The following is a 15,438-nucleotide window of genomic DNA, read 5'->3' as shown; positions in this document are numbered from 1 at the left end:
TCATGATACTCAGCGATTTGTTGGACTATGAAACCCTGCGCATCATCTGGTGGGTACTGCTCGGTGTATTGCTGATCGCCTTTGCCGCGATGGATGGGTTCGACCTCGGTGTCGACATACTCATGCCCGTCATCGGTAAAACCGATATCGAGCGACGTATCATCATCAATACGATCGGCCCGGTATGGGAAGGCAACCAGGTCTGGCTGATCCTCGGGGGTGGTGCGATTTTCGCAGCCTGGCCACCGCTCTATGCGGTGTCTTTCTCGGGCTTCTATCTGGCGATGTTCGTCATCCTGTTCGCGCTTATCCTGCGCCCGGTCGGGTTCAAATATCGGTCCATGCGAGACAGTGAGGCCTGGAGGAGAGGCTGGGACTGGGCGCTGTTTATCGGTGGTTTCGTTCCCGCCCTCATTTTCGGCGTTGCTGTAGGCAATGTCTTGCAAGGCGTTCCGTTCCGCCTCGCCGACGATCTTCAGATTTTCTATGAAGGTTCGTTCTTCGGTCTGCTCAATCCGTTTGCACTGCTTTGCGGCGTGCTTTCGGTGACTATGCTCAGCATGCACGGCGCTTCGTGGCTGGTGTTGAAAACGACCGGTGATATTCAGGCGCGTGCCCGGTCCTACGGCAGTATCGCGGCTGTTCTGACGATTGTGCTCTATGTACTGGCTGGCGTCGTCAGCTGGCTTTGGATTTCGGGTTATCGGATCACAAGCGCTATCGTCACAGACGGGCCATCCAATCCGCTACGCAAGACTGTTGAACTGGATCATGGTGCATGGTTCGCTAACTATGTGAACTATCCTGTCCTGCTGATCGCCCCGGCGCTCGGCATTTTGGGACCACTAGCAGTCTTCATCGCATTGCGCAGCCGTCGTGAACTCATGCCGCTGCTGTTCGGAAAACTATCGATCTTCGGCATTATTTCGTCGGTGGGCGTGTCGATGTTCCCGTTCATTCTGCCATCGTCGCTCGATCCGCGTTCAAGCCTGACTGTATGGGATTCGTCATCCAGCCATATGACGCTGTTCATTATGCTGGTTGTGTCGCTCATCTTCCTGCCGCTGATCGTCATTTACACGTCTTGGGTCTACAAGGTCCTGTGGGGCAAGGTGGATAAGGAAATGGTCGAAGACGATAGTAATCACGCTTATTAGAGCGCTTTGCGATCTGATTACATCAGATCGCCGCTCTATAAGTTTCGTTTCACCGCGCATCTTATTCATGCGCTCTAACCAACCGAGAAAGGAAAGCGATATGTGGTATTTTTCCTGGTTGTTGGGACTTCCGCTTGCGGCGGCTTTCGCCGTGCTCAATGCCATGTGGTACGAGTTGATGGACGACCGGGCGCGCAAGCGCCTGGCGGCTGATCCGACGGCTGATCTGGCACGTGAAGGCAAGAAACACCATTGACACGAATTTAGAAACGGCCCGAAAACGGGCCGTTTTCCTTGATGAACCTGTCGTTCAAGATTGCGGTATTGTCAGTTCAGCCACGAAATCATAGGCATCGCCGCGATAAAGCGATTTTGTAAACTCCACCACACGACCTGACGGCAAATAGGACAGTCGCTCGATGGACAGACCCGCATCGCCTTCCTTGACGCCCAGAATACGTGCGTCGGGATCCTTGATGTTGCAGGCCGCTATACGCTGGACAGCGCGAACGGGACGAAACCCTGTACGGCTCAGTTCAGCATAAAGCGAGCCCTTTACAGCATCCGGATCGGGCAGGATTTCGCTTGAAAGACTTGCTCGTTCGATGGCCAGCGGCATATCACTCGCAATACGCAGACGCCCGAGGCGGGCAACGCGCGTCTCTGAAGAAACACCCAGCTTCATCATCTCTTCGGGTGAGGGGTAATAGAGACCACGTTCCAGCCACCGGGATTGCGTGGTGATGCCGCGGCGCGCCATATCCTCGGTGAACGAAGTAAGCATGGAGAGCGACTGCTGCACGCGCTCGCTTGGGCGTACGACGAACGTGCCCGAACCATGACGGCGCACGAGAAGCCCGGCCTTGACGAGATCGTCCACTGCCTTGCGTACTGTCACGCGGCTGATATTGGCATATTCCGCAATGTCGCGTTCCGGCGGCAGGGCTTCGCCGTCGACCAGTTGTCCGGCGCGGATTGCAGCCTCCAGCGACTGACGTAGCTGCATATAGAGCGGCCCGCCGGAGGACGGCGCAGAACCCTGCAGGTTCTTGGGCAGGAAAGCGCTGAAATTTCCGCTCATTCGCGCGCCTTTCCATTTTGCGGCCCATATCGCTTGAGGGCAAGCTGAAGGGCGCCGGTCAAGGCATCAGCCGCAGGCTTGACCAGAAGCTTCTGCTGGTGTGGCGGCAGCCATTCCACATAAAGCGGCGCCATGCCGCCCAGCAGACTGATGCGTTCTGCCCCCTGTTTGATCAGCACGTCGAGCGTTTCGCTGATATAGGCAGCGGAGCGCTCCAGTAACATCCGTGCGGTTTCGTCGCCTTCGCTCGCATATTGGAAAACACGCGGAGCATATTTGCCGAAATCGCCGGGCTTCGCAGTCCAGGCAAATTCGACCAGATTATCCGGATTGTTGTCGAACTCGTTCAAAAGGTCCGTCGTCAGGCGTGTGCGCTGATGAATGCCATCATGCACGAGCAGGCTTTCCTGCAACAGGCTTTGGCCGAGCCGTGCACCGCTGCCAAGGTCGCTCAAAGGGAAGCCCCATCCGCCGACCGAATGGATGCGACCGTTCCGGCGCGTGATATAGGCCGTGCCTGTGCCGAGAATAGCGACGATCCCGTCCTGATCGCCAAGCGCGCCTTGCAGGGCGATCACGCCGTCAAATTCCACATTGGAGTGCGCGAAGGGCAGACCACGTTCTATCGGGGTGCCTGCACCCTCGACATTACCGCCTGCCAGACCGAGAACCGCATGGCTGGTCGCATAATGCGCCTTGTCCAGCCCGGCATTGTCAAAAGCGTTGTCGATCGCCGCGATCACATTAATCAGCGCCGTCTGCGGATCGGTGACGATATTGGCAGAACCACTGCGCCCTGAACCCAGAATCGCACCGTCGCCATCCGCCACCAAGACGCGGCATCCCGTGCCACCGCCGTCAACGCCAATGAAGAATTCAGTCATGAAGATACCTCCGACTTGAAGATACCAAAAAAATACCATTAACCAAGCAGATTTGTCGGCTTGTGAAAAATTTGATTAATTCGTTGATAAAATTCGAGAAAAACGACCATTTTAAATTTTTCTGCACGAAAGTTGTAAACTTCTCTGGACAATTGGTACGTTTTTGGCATTAATTTCAGCAGAAGGGGAGCGCAATGCCGCTGAGGGCGAGGAGCACGCGGATTTGGGATGGAGATCACCGGCGGGGGCCGGTACTTTTCCCGCAACGCGAGGAGCGATCGTACCGAAACGGTCTGGCGTACTTTCGCCTCTTTTGCGCATCTGCGCTCTAAAAACGGGAGAAGGTCAAATGGTTCGTAATACGTTGAAACTCATGCTGCTGGGTTCCACGCTTCTGGCGTCGGGATCGGCTGCGCTTGCCGAAGACGTCACGCTGACGGTTGAAAGCTGGCGTAACGACGATCTGCAAATCTGGCAGGAAAAGATCATTCCAGCTTTTGAAGCCAAAAACCCTGGCATCAAGATCAATTTCGCACCGAGCGCGCCGACTGAATACAACGCGGCCCTCAATGCCAAGCTCGACGCCGGTTCAGGCGGCGACCTGATTTCGTGCCGTCCGTTCGACACCTCACTCGAACTGTTCAACAAGGGCAAGCTCTCCGATCTTACCGATCTCGAAGGCATGAAGAACTTCTCGGACGTCGCCAAGTCCGCATGGACCACCGACGACGGGTCGAAGACTTTCTGCGTTCCAATGGCTTCGGTTATTCACGGCTTCATCTACAACAAGGACGCCTTCGACCAGCTCGGCATTACGCCGCCGGCCACCGAGGCTGAATTCTTTGCGATGCTCGACAAGATCAAGGCTGACGGCAACTACATCCCGATGGCCATGGGCACGAAGGATATGTGGGAAGCCGCAACCATGGGCTACCAGAATATCGGACCGACCTACTGGAAGGGCGAAGAAGGCCGCAAGGCTCTGATCGCAGGCACCGAAAAGCTCACCGATCCGCAATGGGTCGAGCCGTTTGCAGTGCTTGCCAAGTGGAAGGACTATCTGGGCGACGGCTTCGAAGCACAGACCTATCCGGACAGCCAGAACCTGTTCACGCTCGGTCGTGCTGCCATCTATCCGGCTGGCTCGTGGGAAATCGGCCTGTTCAACACGCAGGCACAGTTCAAGATGGGTGCCTTCCCGCCGCCGGTCAAGAATGCAGGCGATACCTGCTACATCTCCGACCACAACGATATCGGTCTCGGCCTCAATGCTTCGAGCAAGCACGCAGAACAGGCAAAGGTTTTCCTGAACTGGGTGTCTTCGCCTGAATTCGCTGAAATCTACGCCAATGCGCTGCCGGGCTTCTTCAGCCTGAACTCTACGGCTGTGAAGATGAGCGATCCACTGGCGCAGGAATTCGTTTCCTGGCGCGAAAAGTGCAAGCCGACCATTCGTTCGACCTACCAGATCCTGTCGCGTGGCACGCCGAACCTCGAAAATGAAACCTGGGTTCAGTCGGCCAACGTCATCAACGGCACTGTGACGCCGGAAGATGCCGCGAAGAAGCTGCAGGAAGGCCTGGATAGCTGGTACAAGCCTGCGAAGTAAAAAACGCGGGATAATATGGGCGGCGATCGCGGGGGCGCGCCGCCCATATCTTTTCATCTGACGCATCGACATGCTGTTTTGCAATCGGTGCATTCCGTGTCAGTTTAAAATGACGCGAGCGGGCAGGGATGGGAAATATGGTTTCCCGGTTTGCACGCATTCTCGTGAACGAGAACGCTAACCATCGGTTTTACGCATTTCCGAACGCAAACGGTTGATACCTTTGCTGGAAATGCTCTTGAAGAGCGAATGCCTATATGAGCCAATCTGCCGACATGACAGGTATCGTGCACAAGCGCCCGAGGCGTTGGCATATACTTGTATTTCTTCTGCCCTGTGTCCTGATCTATACGGCGGTAATGGTGCTGCCACTGATCGAGACCTTGCGGCAGGCATTCTTCAATGTCGTCGACGGACAGCGCGCTTTTGTGGGATTCGCGAATTTCCAGGCGCTTTTCGGTGATCCTAACTGGTCGCGCGATTTCTGGAATGCGTTAAAAAACAACGTTATATTCTTTTGCATTCACATGCTTGTTCAAAACCCGATCGGCATTCTGCTGGCAGCCATGCTGTCACTGCCGAAGCTGCGTTTTGCTGCCTTCTATCGCACGGCGATTTTTCTTCCAACGCTGCTGTCCTTCGTGATCGTCGGCTTTATCTGGAAACTGATCCTATCGCCGATCTGGGGCGTCGCACCGTGGATGATGGACCTCGTCGGTCTCAAATGGTTGTTCGGTCCATGGCTCGGCAAGGCGGATACCGCCCTTGTCACTGTGTCGCTCGTCTCGGTCTGGCAGTTCGTCGGCATTCCAATGATGCTGATCTATGCAGCCCTTCTGAACATTCCCGATGAAATCATTGAAGCGGCCGAATGCGACGGCATCACCGGCTGGAGCCAATTCTTCAAGATCAAGCTGCCGCTGATCCTGCCGTCCATCGGCCTGATCTCGGTGATGACCTTCGTTGCCAACTTCAATGCGTTCGACCTCGTCTATTCGATGCAGGGCGCGCTTGCTGGTCCGGACAAATCGACTGATATTCTGGGCACGTTCCTTTATCGTACTTTCTTCGGCTTCCAGCTGCAGCTTGGCAATCCGTCCATGGGCGCAACCATCGCCGCCGTGATGTTCCTCATCATCCTGGCAGGCGTGTCGCTCTACCTGTTCGGCATCCAGCGCCGTATGCGCCGCTATCAGTTCTGAAGGACGAGACCATGTCGAAAGCACGTACATCGCCCATTCGCACCACTCTCGTCCATGCGGCCCTGATCTTCTACATGCTGATCGCCGTGTTTCCAGTGGCGCTGACGCTGATCAATTCGTTCAAGGACCGCAATGCGATTTTCCGCACGCCGTTGCAGTTTCCAACGCCCGAAAGTTTCAGCCTCATCGGTTATGAAACGGTTCTGAAGCAGGGTTCCTTCCTGACCTATTTTCAGAACAGCGCCATCGTCACTGTGGTGAGCATCTTTCTCGTAATCCTGTTCGGCGCGATGGCAGCCTTTGCGCTTGCCGAATACCGCTTCAAGGGCAACACGCTGATGGGACTTTACCTCGCCATCGGCATCATGATCCCGATCCGGCTTGGCACGGTTGCATTGCTGCAGGGCATGGTGGCTGCGGGTCTGGTCAATACGCTGACAGCGCTGATCCTCGTCTACACTGCACAAGGCCTGCCGCTGGCGATCTTCATCCTGTCGGAATTCATGCGAACCGTTTCCGACGATTTAAAAAATGCCGGGCGAATAGACGGCATGTCGGAATATGCGATCTTCTTCAAGCTGGTGCTGCCGCTGATCCGGCCTGCCATGGCTACGGTTGCCGTCTTCACCATGATCCCGATCTGGAACGATCTCTGGTTCCCGCTGATCCTTGCGCCAAGTGAAGCCACCAAGACGGTGACACTCGGTTCGCAGCTGTTCATCGGTCAGTTCGTCACCAACTGGAATGCCGTCCTTTCGGCCCTTTCGCTGGCGATGTTCCCGATCCTCATCCTTTATGTCATCTTCTCGCGGCAGCTGATCCGCGGCATCACCGCGGGGGCTGTAAAATGAGTTCTGCAATGCAAAATCCTGTTCGTGTTCTTTCCGCCGGCCTCGGCAATATGGGCCGCAGCCATGCGCTCGCCTATCACCGCAATCCCGGCTTCGAGATTATTGGTCTCGTCAATCGCACCAAGGTTGCCGTGCCCGATGAACTGGCAGGCTATGAAATCCATCCTTCCTTCCATGAAGCATTGAAGGAACTGAAGCCCGATCTGGCCTGCGTTGCCACCTATTCGGAAAGCCACGCGGATTATGCCGTCGCGGCGCTTGAGCAGGGCGCTCATGTGTTCGTGGAAAAGCCACTGGCAACGACGGTTGAGGATGCGCGCCGGGTGATCGACTGCGCGCGGGCCAATGGGCGCAAGCTCGTCATCGGTTATATTCTGCGCCACCATCCTTCATGGATGCGGCTTATCTCCGAAGCACGCCAGCTTGGCGGACCTTACGTCTTCCGCATGAACCTCAACCAACAATCCAGCGGCCCAACCTGGGAAACGCACAAGAACCTGATGAACACCACGTCGCCTATCGTTGATTGCGGCGTGCATTATGTGGACGTCATGTGCCAGATCACGGATGCCAAGCCCGTGGAAGTGCGCGGCATGGGCTTGCGGCTCTCCGACGAGATCAAGCCGGACATGTACAATTACGGCCATCTTCAGGTGTTGTTCGATGACGGTACGGTCGGCTGGTACGAGGCAGGCTGGGGACCGATGATGTCGGAAACAGCCTTCTTCGTGAAGGATGTCATCTCGCCGAATGGCTGCGTGTCGATCGTGATGAACGAGGCCGTGACAAAATCCGACGACGTGGATGCGCACACCAAGACCTCGACAATCCGCGTTCATCGTGCAGAGCGCGGGGCAGACGGCAAGTTCATGAAACCGGATACGGATCTCTCCATGGCCGATGAGCCCGGACATCAGGAATTGTGCGAACGCGAGCAAGCCTACATGCTGAAGGCAATTCGCGAAGATATCGATCTCAACCGACATATGGATGACGCGCTGCAATCGCTGCGCATCTGCCTTGCGGCAGATGAAAGCGTGCGCTCGGGCCAGCCTGTCAAACTGTAAGCCGGTAGAATTTAGAGCGGTTCCAGTTAAAACGGAATCGTGGAACCGCTCTATCTCTTTGTTTTCACGCATTATCCTACGCAAAACCGCTTCGCACTTTTGCTGGAAATGCTCTAAGGGAATTTGTTACGTGGGATCGCTGCTACTCAAATCGATACACAAGCGCTACGGTGCACAGGAAGTTCTGAAAGATATCAATCTTGAAGTGCAGGACGGCGAGTTCATCATCTTCGTCGGCCCCTCCGGTTGCGGTAAGTCAACACTTCTGCGCTCCATCGCGGGTCTGGAGGACGTTTCTTCCGGTCAGGTGCTCATCAATGGCGAGGACGTAACCGTCACGCCGCCGTCCAAGCGCGGTATCGCTATGGTGTTTCAATCCTACGCGCTTTATCCGCACCTGACGGTGAAGGACAATATGGGGCTTGGTCTCAAGCAGGCAGGCACGCCCAAGGCCGAAATTGAAACGCGCGTTTCCAAGGCTTCGGCAATGCTGGCGCTGGACCCTTATCTGGGTCGCCGTCCGGCTGAAATGTCGGGTGGACAGCGCCAGCGCGTCGCCATCGGTCGTGCACTGGTACGGGAACCGGAACTGTTCCTGTTCGATGAACCGCTGTCGAACCTCGACGCTGCGCTTCGCGTTCAGACCCGGCTCGAAATCGCCAAGCTGCACCGCGAGCTCAAGGCGACGATGATTTATGTCACGCATGATCAGGTTGAGGCGATGACGCTCGCCGACCGCATCGTCGTCCTCAATGCCGGTCGCATCGAGCAGATCGGCTCGCCGATGGAACTCTATAACAAGCCGGACAATCTCTTTGTCGCGAGCTTTATCGGCTCGCCGCAGATGAATTTCGTGGACGGCACCCGTGTTGATGACACTGGAGCGAAAACTGTCGGCATCCGCCCCGAGCACATTTCCGTCAGCCGCGAGAGCGGCAAGTGGAAAGGCAAGGTCATCCATGCTGAACATCTCGGCGCCGATACGATCCTTTACGTCGAAACCGAAGCTGCTGGTCTGATAACGGTACGGCTCTTTGGCGAACATCATTACAATGAAGGCGACGTAATCTTCATTACGCCTGATGACAGCAAGGTGCATCGATTTAATGCGGACGGTAAAGCGATCCGCTGAACCGAACATTTCATAGATCCATTCGAAGCCGTACCCTCTGGGTGCGGCTTTCTTTTTGAAGAATCGATATCGTCCGATGGCTGCTATTCATGCCGTGATATATGGACAAAACGCCTCATGCTGAATCTGTCAGAAACGAAAACCGCGCTCAGAACAGCTGAAACAGTACCAGCAGGTACTGACGCTATCGTCAATCAAAAGCAATATTATTGCGGTATATGACGGCGAAACATTCCACTTAAAATCCCATTTAAATCACGGAAATAAGCTTGTTTCGTCCGGTGCACCTTGCTTCTCCTCCAAGCAAGAGCGAACCGGTTTCATAAAAGAGTGCCGAAGCGGTCGAAAAATAATCTTGCTTTATTTTTGAACCCGTTCCACCCTGAAAGCGGATGGTGCCGAAGGAGGAAATCGGCGCCATGTCGCATGGGAGGAGCAAGGTCGGCATATGTGAACAACAGTGCCGGCATTAGGGGTTCCGAAACGCACGGAACCAATCCAATATTCCCCCGTTCGACATTCTGTAAGTTCCCGAGGCCAGTTGCGCGGCCAGTTTCGAGGGTTACCCGCATGAGCGATGATGTCGTACTATCCCTGCATGTTCCCGAGCCTGAATGGCGGCCTGGCGATGCACCGGATTTCTCCCATGTCAAAATCCCGCGTGCGGGAAGCGTTCGTAGACCGGAAATCGATGAAAAGCCGGAAGCAATGCGCGATCTGGCTTTCAGCATCATCCGCGTTTTGAACCGCGAAGGCGAGGCGGTTGGTCCCTGGGCAGGCACCTTGACCGACGATGAGCTGAAAGACGGGCTTCGCCACATGATGATCCTGCGCGCTTACGATGCGCGCATGATGATGGCGCAACGTCAGGGCAAAACCTCGTTCTATATGCAGCATCTGGGCGAGGAGGCGGTCAGCTGCGCTTTCCGCAAGGCATTGCGCAAGGGTGACATGAATTTCCCGACCTATCGTCAGGCGGGTTTGCTCATCGCCGACGATTACCCGCTCGTCACGATGATGAACCAGATTTTCTCCAACGAACAAGACCCGTTGAAAGGGCGCCAGCTTCCGGTGATGTACTCGTCACAGGAACATGGCTTCTTCACCATTTCCGGCAACCTCGCGACGCAATATACGCAGGCCGTCGGCTGGGCCATGGCGTCCGCCATCAGCCACGACACGAAGATCGCAGCCGCATGGATTGGCGACGGTTCAACCGCCGAAAGCGATTTCCACGCAGCTTTGGTCTTTGCTTCGACCTACAAAGCCCCGGTAGTGATGAATATCGTCAACAATCAGTGGGCAATTTCCACTTTTCAGGGCATTGCGCGCGGTGGCTCCGGCACTTTCGCAGCTCGTGGGCACGGTTTCGGCATTCCGGCGCTTCGCGTTGACGGCAACGACTATCTGGCCGTCCATGCGGTTGCCAAATGGGCTGTAGAACGCGCCCGGCGTAATCTCGGGCCGACCATCATTGAATACGTGACCTATCGCGCCGGCGGACATTCCACCTCGGATGATCCTTCCGCCTATCGGCCCAAGGCCGAAAGCGATGCATGGCCACTCGGCGACCCCATCCTGCGGCTCAAGAACCATCTTATCAAGCGCGGCGTCTGGTCGGATGAACGTCACAAGCAGGCAGAGGCCGAAGTGATGGACCTTGTGGTTGCCGCACAGCGCGAAGCGGAAGCCATTGGTACGCTGCATGACGGTCGCAAGCCGTCGATGCGCGACATGTTTGAGGATGTCTATGCTGAAACACCGCCGCATCTCATCCGCCAGCGTCAGGAAGCGGGGTTTTAATCCATGAGCAAAATGACCATGATCGAGGCGATCCAGAACGCCCACGATATCGCCATGGAACGCGACAAGAAAGTCGTCGTGTTCGGTGAGGATGTCGGATATTTCGGCGGTGTTTTCCGCTGTACGGCTGGCCTCCAGAAGAAATACGGCAAGGAACGCTGCTTCGATGCGCCGATCAGCGAGCTTGGCATTGTCGGCACCGCTATCGGCATGGCCGCTTACGGCCTTCGCCCCTGCATCGAAGTGCAGTTCGCGGACTATGTCTACCCGGCCTATGACCAGATCGTTTCCGAGGCTGCGCGCCTGCGTTATCGTTCGGCGGGCGAATTCACCTGTCCCATCGTGATCCGTATGCCATCCGGCGGCGGTATCTATGGCGGCCAGACGCACAGCCAGAGCCCGGAAGCGCTTTTCACCCATGTGTCGGGCCTGAAGACAGTTATGCCGTCTACACCTGCCGATGCCAAGGGGTTGCTGCTGGCGGCCATCGAAGACCCTGACCCCGTCATCATGTTCGAACCGAAACGGCTTTATAACGGTCCTTTCGACGGGCATCACGACCGTCCGGTGACGTCCTGGAAGAAGCATGATCTCGGCGATGTGCCGGAAGGCTATTATACCGTGCCGCTCGGCAAGGCTGCCATTCGCCGCGAGGGCAGTGACGTGACGGTGCTTGCCTATGGCACCATGGTCCATGTGGCGCTTGCAGCCGCCGAGGAAACCGGCGTCGATGCGGAGATTATCGATCTTCGCACGTTGCTCCCGCTCGATACGGACACGATCATGGCGTCGGTGAAGAAGACCGGGCGCTGCGTTATCGTGCACGAAGCGACGCTGACCTGCGGTTATGGTGCAGAACTTGCCGCACTCGTCCAGCGCGACTGCTTTTATCATCTGGAAGCGCCAATCCTCCGCGTTACCGGTTGGGATACGCCTTATCCGCATGCGCAGGAATGGGCCTATTTCCCCGGTCCGGACCGGGTAGGTCGCGCGCTAACATCCATCATGGAATCTTGAGGGGGGAGGGAAGCATGGCACATTTTACAATCAAGCTCCCCGATGTCGGTGAAGGCGTTGCCGAGGCCGAACTTGTCGAATGGCATGTGAAGGTCGGCGATGTCGTGCGCGAGGATGATCTTCTCGCAGCTGTCATGACCGACAAGGCAACGGTGGAAATTCCATCGTCACGCGGCGGCAAGGTCATTGCCATCAATGGCGAAGTGGGCGAGAAGATCGCGGTCGGGTCCGAACTGGTACGGCTGGAGATCGAGGGCAGTGCGACGGAAGAAAAGCCTGTCGAAAAAGCCGGGGAAAATCCGGCTCCAGCGACCGTGGAAACGGTCAAGCCGCAACCAGCACCAACTCCTGAAACACCGGTTCTGTTGCAGACGCCGGTTCCTCCTAAGCCCGCTGCGCCGAAGCGTGAGAGTGCAGGTCGACCATTCACCGGCGCTGGCCCAATACGCGGTGAGGGCGAAAAGCCGTTGGCAACACCATCCGTCAGACTGCGGGCCCGTGATGCAGGTGTCGATCTGCGTCGTGTTCGCGGAACAGGTCCGGCGGGGCGTATCACGCATGAAGACCTCGACCTCTTTTTCCAGCAGGAAACAGGCGCAGCACCGGCTCTGTCCGGTTACGCAGCCGATAGTTCGGTCAACGAGATCAAGGTTATCGGCCTTCGCCGCAAGATTGCCGAACGCATGGCCGAGGCCAAGCGCCATATTCCGCATATTACTATCGTTGAAGAAGTCGACGTCAGCCAGATCGAGGAGCTTCGCGCCAAGCTCAATCACGAGCAGAAGGAAGGCCGTCCGCGCCTCACGCTGTTGCCGTTCATCATCCGCGCGATCGTGAAAGCCGTGAAGGAGCAGCCCGGCCTCAATGCGCATTTCGATGACGAGGCCGACATCATCCGCCAGTTTGGTGGCGTGCATATCGGCATTGCCACGCAGACGCCGAACGGTCTGATCGTGCCAGTCGTGCGCCATGCGGAAAGCATGAGTGTATTCGCGGCGGCTTCGGAATTGTCGCGTGTTACCGACGCCGCGCGCAACGGCACGGCGAAGCGTGAGGAACTGACCGGTTCCACCATCACCATCACATCGCTTGGGCCGCTTGGCGCAATCGCCACAACACCGATCATCAACCGCCCGGAAGTCGCAATCGTCGGCATCAACAAGATGGCCGTTCGTCCGATGTGGGACGGCGTGCAGTTCGTGCCGCGCAAGATGATGAACCTGTCTTGTAGTTTCGACCATCGCGTGATCGACGGCTGGGATGCAGCGGTCTTCGTGCAGAAGCTGAAAAGCCTTCTGGAGACGCCTGCCATGATTTTTGTAGAAGGCTGATCGAATGAGTGAGATTTCCTGCAAACTCCTGATTATCGGCGGCGGCCCCGGCGGCTATGTATGCGGCATCCGGGCAGGCCAGCTTGGCATCGACACAGTGCTGGTGGAAAAGACACGGCTGGGTGGCACCTGCCTCAATGTGGGTTGCATCCCGTCCAAGGCGCTGATCCACGCAGCCGACGAATTCCACCGGCTTTCTGTCTTCGCGTCAAAGGGCGCACTCGGTATTTCGGCAGAAAATCCGGCCATCGATTTTGCCAGAACGCTTGAATGGAAAGACGGCATCGTGAGCCGCCTCAATGGCGGCGTGGCAGGCCTCCTGAAACGGTCGCGCGTGCGCATGTTCCATGGGCAAGCTCGCTTTCTCGACGGGAAGACCGTTCTCGTTGAAACCGATACAGGCCGTCAGACGATCCACGCCGAAAACATCGTGATCGCAACCGGCTCGGTCCCGGTCGAAATTCAGGCGCTGCCATTTGGCGGAAAAGTCATTTCGTCCACTGAAGCGCTGTCACTGGAAAAAATTCCGGAAAAGCTCGCCATTGTCGGCGGCGGCTATATCGGGCTGGAAATCGGCACGGCCTTTGCCAAGCTTGGCGCGAAGGTTACTGTGGTGGAAGCGACGGATCGCATCCTGCCGCAATATGATGCCGAACTGACGCGTCCGGTCATGGCACGCCTGAAGGCGCTCGGTGTTGAAGTCCTGACCAACACTTCGGCCAAGGGACTATCAAAGGATGAGACGGGGCTGGAAGTTCTCACCGCCGATGGCGCTACGAAGTCCATCGAGGCCGACAAGATACTCGTTACAGTAGGCCGTAAGCCGCAGACCGATGGCTGGGGCTTGAGCGAAATCCGCCTCGATATGGACGGACGTTTCATCCGTATCGATGAGCGCTGCCGCACCTCCATGCGCGGTGTCTGTGCTATCGGTGACGTGACCGGCGAGCCAATGCTTGCGCATCGTGCCATGGCACAGGGCGAGATGGTGGCGGAAATCATTGCAGGTGGAAATCAGGTCTGGGACAAGCGTTGCATTCCTGCCGTCTGCTTCACCGATCCGGAAATCGTCACTGTAGGGCAGTCGCCGGAGGAAGCCCGCAAGGCTGGTCATGAAATTCAGGTCGGTATTTTCCCGTTTCAGGCCAACGGTCGGGCGATGACCATCGAACGCGAAGATGGCATGATCCGCGTCGTTGCACGTGCGGATAATCACCTCATTCTCGGCATTCAGGCTGTCGGCGTCGGGATATCCGAGCTTTCATCATCCTTCGCGCAAGCGGTGGAGATGGGGGCAAGATTGGAAGACATCGCCGCTACGATCCACGCACATCCGACATTGAGCGAGGGCTTTGCTGAAGCCAGCATGAAAGCTCTCGGCCACGCGTTACACATCTAACCTTTTGACTTGCGTTCGTGCCGCCAGAGAAAAATGGCGGCACCGGCAACCATGGCAGCAAGCGCAAACCATGTGATTGCATAGGAAAGATGGCTGTTACGGAATTTCACGACCGTCAGCCCACCGATGGGAAGCGCTCCTGCGCTGGCAGTTGCATCGGCATCGATGAAATAGGGCGCAACCGGCCCCAGATTTTCCTTCTGCGCAAAGGCCGCGACATCGCGCGAATTCCAGTCATTGCGCGCCGGGTCGTTCGGGCGCAGGAAGAACCCATCCGGTTCCGGCATACGTAGCAAGCCGGTCACGGTCGTTTCACCGGCAATTTGCGTTTCCTGCCGCGATGACGGATCGCGCTTGTCGTTTGGAACCAGGCCACGATTGATGAAAATCAGTGCGCCATCGGGCGAACGCATCGGCGTCAGGACCCAATAACCCGCGCCTCGTTCGGTCAGCGCGTGAACCAGCACTTCCTTGTCGTTCAGATAGGTGCCGGTCAGCATGACATGACGATACTCGTCATCCTTCTGGTTGACATTGGCCCAATCGTCCGGACCCGGCGCTGCAATTGGCTCGGCATGAACACGCGCATCAACCCTTGCGATGAGATCGAGCTTCCATTGCAGGCGCTCAACCTGCCAGATGCCCAGCCCCATGAAAACGATGAAGAAGATGGCCCCCAGCACCGACATCAAAACAAGGAAGAACCGGGAAGAAGTTTTCTGGACCGTTTGTTCATTTTCGGGGGAGGGCATCATCTTGTCCTTCAATCACGGCAGCCAGCAGAGCCTGATGCAGAAAGTGGCCTTCTATAACAAAAATTCAATGCCAAGAAAGGGTTGGACCACAAAAGAACGTGATCATCGAACTTGTCAGTCGCAGGCCGGATTTTACATACTGGCGCAAAG

At 56.6% G+C, this 15,438-nt stretch carries 14 protein-coding genes; 11 read left to right on the top strand and 3 right to left on the bottom strand.

Features of this window, described 5'->3' with window-relative positions; all coding sequences use genetic code 11:
• Positions 1-2 precede the first annotated feature (2 nt).
• Together cydB and cydX are read left to right on the top strand one after the other, a co-directional pair.
• Positions 3-1,157: a cytochrome d ubiquinol oxidase subunit II gene (cydB, locus tag HWX93_RS00930; RefSeq protein WP_109988762.1), complete on the top strand. Its 1,155-nt coding sequence runs from the start codon at positions 3-5 to the stop codon at positions 1,155-1,157.
• Positions 1,158-1,257: 100 nt separating this feature from the next.
• A complete protein-coding gene (gene cydX, locus HWX93_RS00925; protein ID WP_029375948.1) occupies positions 1,258-1,413 on the top strand; it encodes a cytochrome bd-I oxidase subunit CydX in 156 nt (51 codons plus the stop codon).
• A 54-nt stretch (positions 1,414-1,467) separates the two neighbouring features.
• On the opposite strand, the gene HWX93_RS00920 is transcribed toward cydX, so the two are convergent.
• Both HWX93_RS00920 and HWX93_RS00915 read right to left on the bottom strand, forming a co-directional pair.
• The gene (locus HWX93_RS00920; RefSeq protein WP_176036152.1) at positions 1,468-2,238 is read right to left on the bottom strand and encodes a GntR family transcriptional regulator; all 771 of its coding nucleotides are present in this window, start codon (positions 2,236-2,238) and stop codon (positions 1,468-1,470) included.
• Positions 2,235-3,122 carry an N-acetylglucosamine kinase gene (locus HWX93_RS00915; protein WP_109988760.1) on the bottom strand — a complete coding sequence of 296 codons (888 nt, stop codon included), beginning with the start codon at positions 3,120-3,122 and terminating at the stop codon, positions 2,235-2,237. Before HWX93_RS00915 ends, HWX93_RS00920 begins: the two co-directional genes overlap by 4 nt.
• A gap of 349 nt (positions 3,123-3,471) precedes the next feature.
• On the opposite strand from HWX93_RS00915, the gene HWX93_RS00910 reads away from it, so the two are divergent.
• The 9 genes from HWX93_RS00910 (at position 3,472) to lpdA (ending at position 14,533) form a co-directional block, all read left to right on the top strand.
• Positions 3,472-4,731 (top strand): ABC transporter substrate-binding protein, encoded by a 1,260-nt coding sequence (locus HWX93_RS00910; RefSeq protein ID WP_109988797.1) that lies wholly within the window; start codon positions 3,472-3,474, stop codon positions 4,729-4,731.
• A gap of 257 nt (positions 4,732-4,988) precedes the next feature.
• Positions 4,989-5,933, top strand: coding sequence for a carbohydrate ABC transporter permease (locus tag HWX93_RS00905; protein ID WP_010658745.1), 945 nt, complete (start codon positions 4,989-4,991; stop codon positions 5,931-5,933).
• Between the two features lie 11 nt (positions 5,934-5,944).
• Complete coding sequence (locus HWX93_RS00900; protein ID WP_109988759.1) at positions 5,945-6,784, top strand: carbohydrate ABC transporter permease; 840 nt, start codon at positions 5,945-5,947, stop codon at positions 6,782-6,784.
• The gene (locus tag HWX93_RS00895) at positions 6,781-7,851 is read left to right on the top strand and encodes a Gfo/Idh/MocA family protein (protein ID WP_176036151.1); all 1,071 of its coding nucleotides are present in this window, start codon (positions 6,781-6,783) and stop codon (positions 7,849-7,851) included. Before HWX93_RS00900 ends, HWX93_RS00895 begins: the two co-directional genes overlap by 4 nt.
• A 130-nt stretch (positions 7,852-7,981) precedes the next feature.
• Entirely contained in the window at positions 7,982-8,983 is a 1,002-nt protein-coding gene (locus HWX93_RS00890) for an ABC transporter ATP-binding protein (protein ID WP_176036150.1), read from the top strand.
• Positions 8,984-9,553: 570 nt separating this feature from the next.
• Positions 9,554-10,786, top strand: a complete 1,233-nt coding sequence (locus tag HWX93_RS00885) for a 3-methyl-2-oxobutanoate dehydrogenase (2-methylpropanoyl-transferring) subunit alpha (protein WP_012092949.1) — start codon at positions 9,554-9,556, stop codon at positions 10,784-10,786.
• 3 nt (positions 10,787-10,789) lie between these two features.
• Entirely contained in the window at positions 10,790-11,803 is a 1,014-nt protein-coding gene (locus tag HWX93_RS00880) for an alpha-ketoacid dehydrogenase subunit beta (RefSeq protein WP_176036149.1), read from the top strand.
• 14 nt (positions 11,804-11,817) lie between these two features.
• Positions 11,818-13,134, top strand: a complete 1,317-nt coding sequence (locus HWX93_RS00875; protein ID WP_176036148.1) for a dihydrolipoamide acetyltransferase family protein — start codon at positions 11,818-11,820, stop codon at positions 13,132-13,134.
• 4 nt (positions 13,135-13,138) lie between these two features.
• A complete protein-coding gene (gene lpdA / locus HWX93_RS00870) occupies positions 13,139-14,533 on the top strand; it encodes a dihydrolipoyl dehydrogenase (RefSeq protein ID WP_176036147.1) in 1,395 nt (464 codons plus the stop codon).
• Here the strand turns inward: lpdA and HWX93_RS00865 are convergent.
• Positions 14,530-15,288 (bottom strand): SURF1 family protein, encoded by a 759-nt coding sequence (locus HWX93_RS00865; protein WP_176036146.1) that lies wholly within the window; start codon positions 15,286-15,288, stop codon positions 14,530-14,532. The genes lpdA and HWX93_RS00865 overlap by 4 nt on opposite strands.
• Between the last annotated feature and the right edge of the window lie 150 nt (positions 15,289-15,438).

It is taken from the genome of Brucella tritici (assembly GCF_902825325.1).
In the GTDB taxonomy this organism is placed as follows: domain Bacteria; phylum Pseudomonadota; class Alphaproteobacteria; order Rhizobiales; family Rhizobiaceae; genus Brucella.
The sequence above is the reverse complement of the archived record's forward strand: the minus strand, read 5'-3'. Positions and strand labels throughout refer to the sequence as shown.

Excerpts from the sequence above, each read along its gene's own strand:
- cydB (WP_109988762.1), top strand. The coding sequence starts at position 3 with ATGATACTCAGCGATTTGTTGGACTATGAAACCCTGCGCATCATCTGG.
- cydX (WP_029375948.1), top strand. The coding sequence starts at position 1,258 with ATGTGGTATTTTTCCTGGTTGTTGGGACTTCCGCTTGCGGCGGCTTTC.
- HWX93_RS00920 (WP_176036152.1), bottom strand. The coding sequence starts at position 2,238 with ATGAGCGGAAATTTCAGCGCTTTCCTGCCCAAGAACCTGCAGGGTTCT.
- HWX93_RS00915 (WP_109988760.1), bottom strand. The coding sequence starts at position 3,122 with ATGACTGAATTCTTCATTGGCGTTGACGGCGGTGGCACGGGATGCCGC.
- HWX93_RS00910 (WP_109988797.1), top strand. The coding sequence starts at position 3,472 with ATGGTTCGTAATACGTTGAAACTCATGCTGCTGGGTTCCACGCTTCTG.
- HWX93_RS00905 (WP_010658745.1), top strand. The coding sequence starts at position 4,989 with ATGAGCCAATCTGCCGACATGACAGGTATCGTGCACAAGCGCCCGAGG.
- HWX93_RS00900 (WP_109988759.1), top strand. The coding sequence starts at position 5,945 with ATGTCGAAAGCACGTACATCGCCCATTCGCACCACTCTCGTCCATGCG.
- HWX93_RS00895 (WP_176036151.1), top strand. The coding sequence starts at position 6,781 with ATGAGTTCTGCAATGCAAAATCCTGTTCGTGTTCTTTCCGCCGGCCTC.
- HWX93_RS00885 (WP_012092949.1), top strand. The coding sequence starts at position 9,554 with ATGAGCGATGATGTCGTACTATCCCTGCATGTTCCCGAGCCTGAATGG.
- HWX93_RS00880 (WP_176036149.1), top strand. The coding sequence starts at position 10,790 with ATGAGCAAAATGACCATGATCGAGGCGATCCAGAACGCCCACGATATC.
- HWX93_RS00875 (WP_176036148.1), top strand. The coding sequence starts at position 11,818 with ATGGCACATTTTACAATCAAGCTCCCCGATGTCGGTGAAGGCGTTGCC.
- lpdA (WP_176036147.1), top strand. The coding sequence starts at position 13,139 with ATGAGTGAGATTTCCTGCAAACTCCTGATTATCGGCGGCGGCCCCGGC.
- HWX93_RS00865 (WP_176036146.1), bottom strand. The coding sequence starts at position 15,288 with ATGATGCCCTCCCCCGAAAATGAACAAACGGTCCAGAAAACTTCTTCC.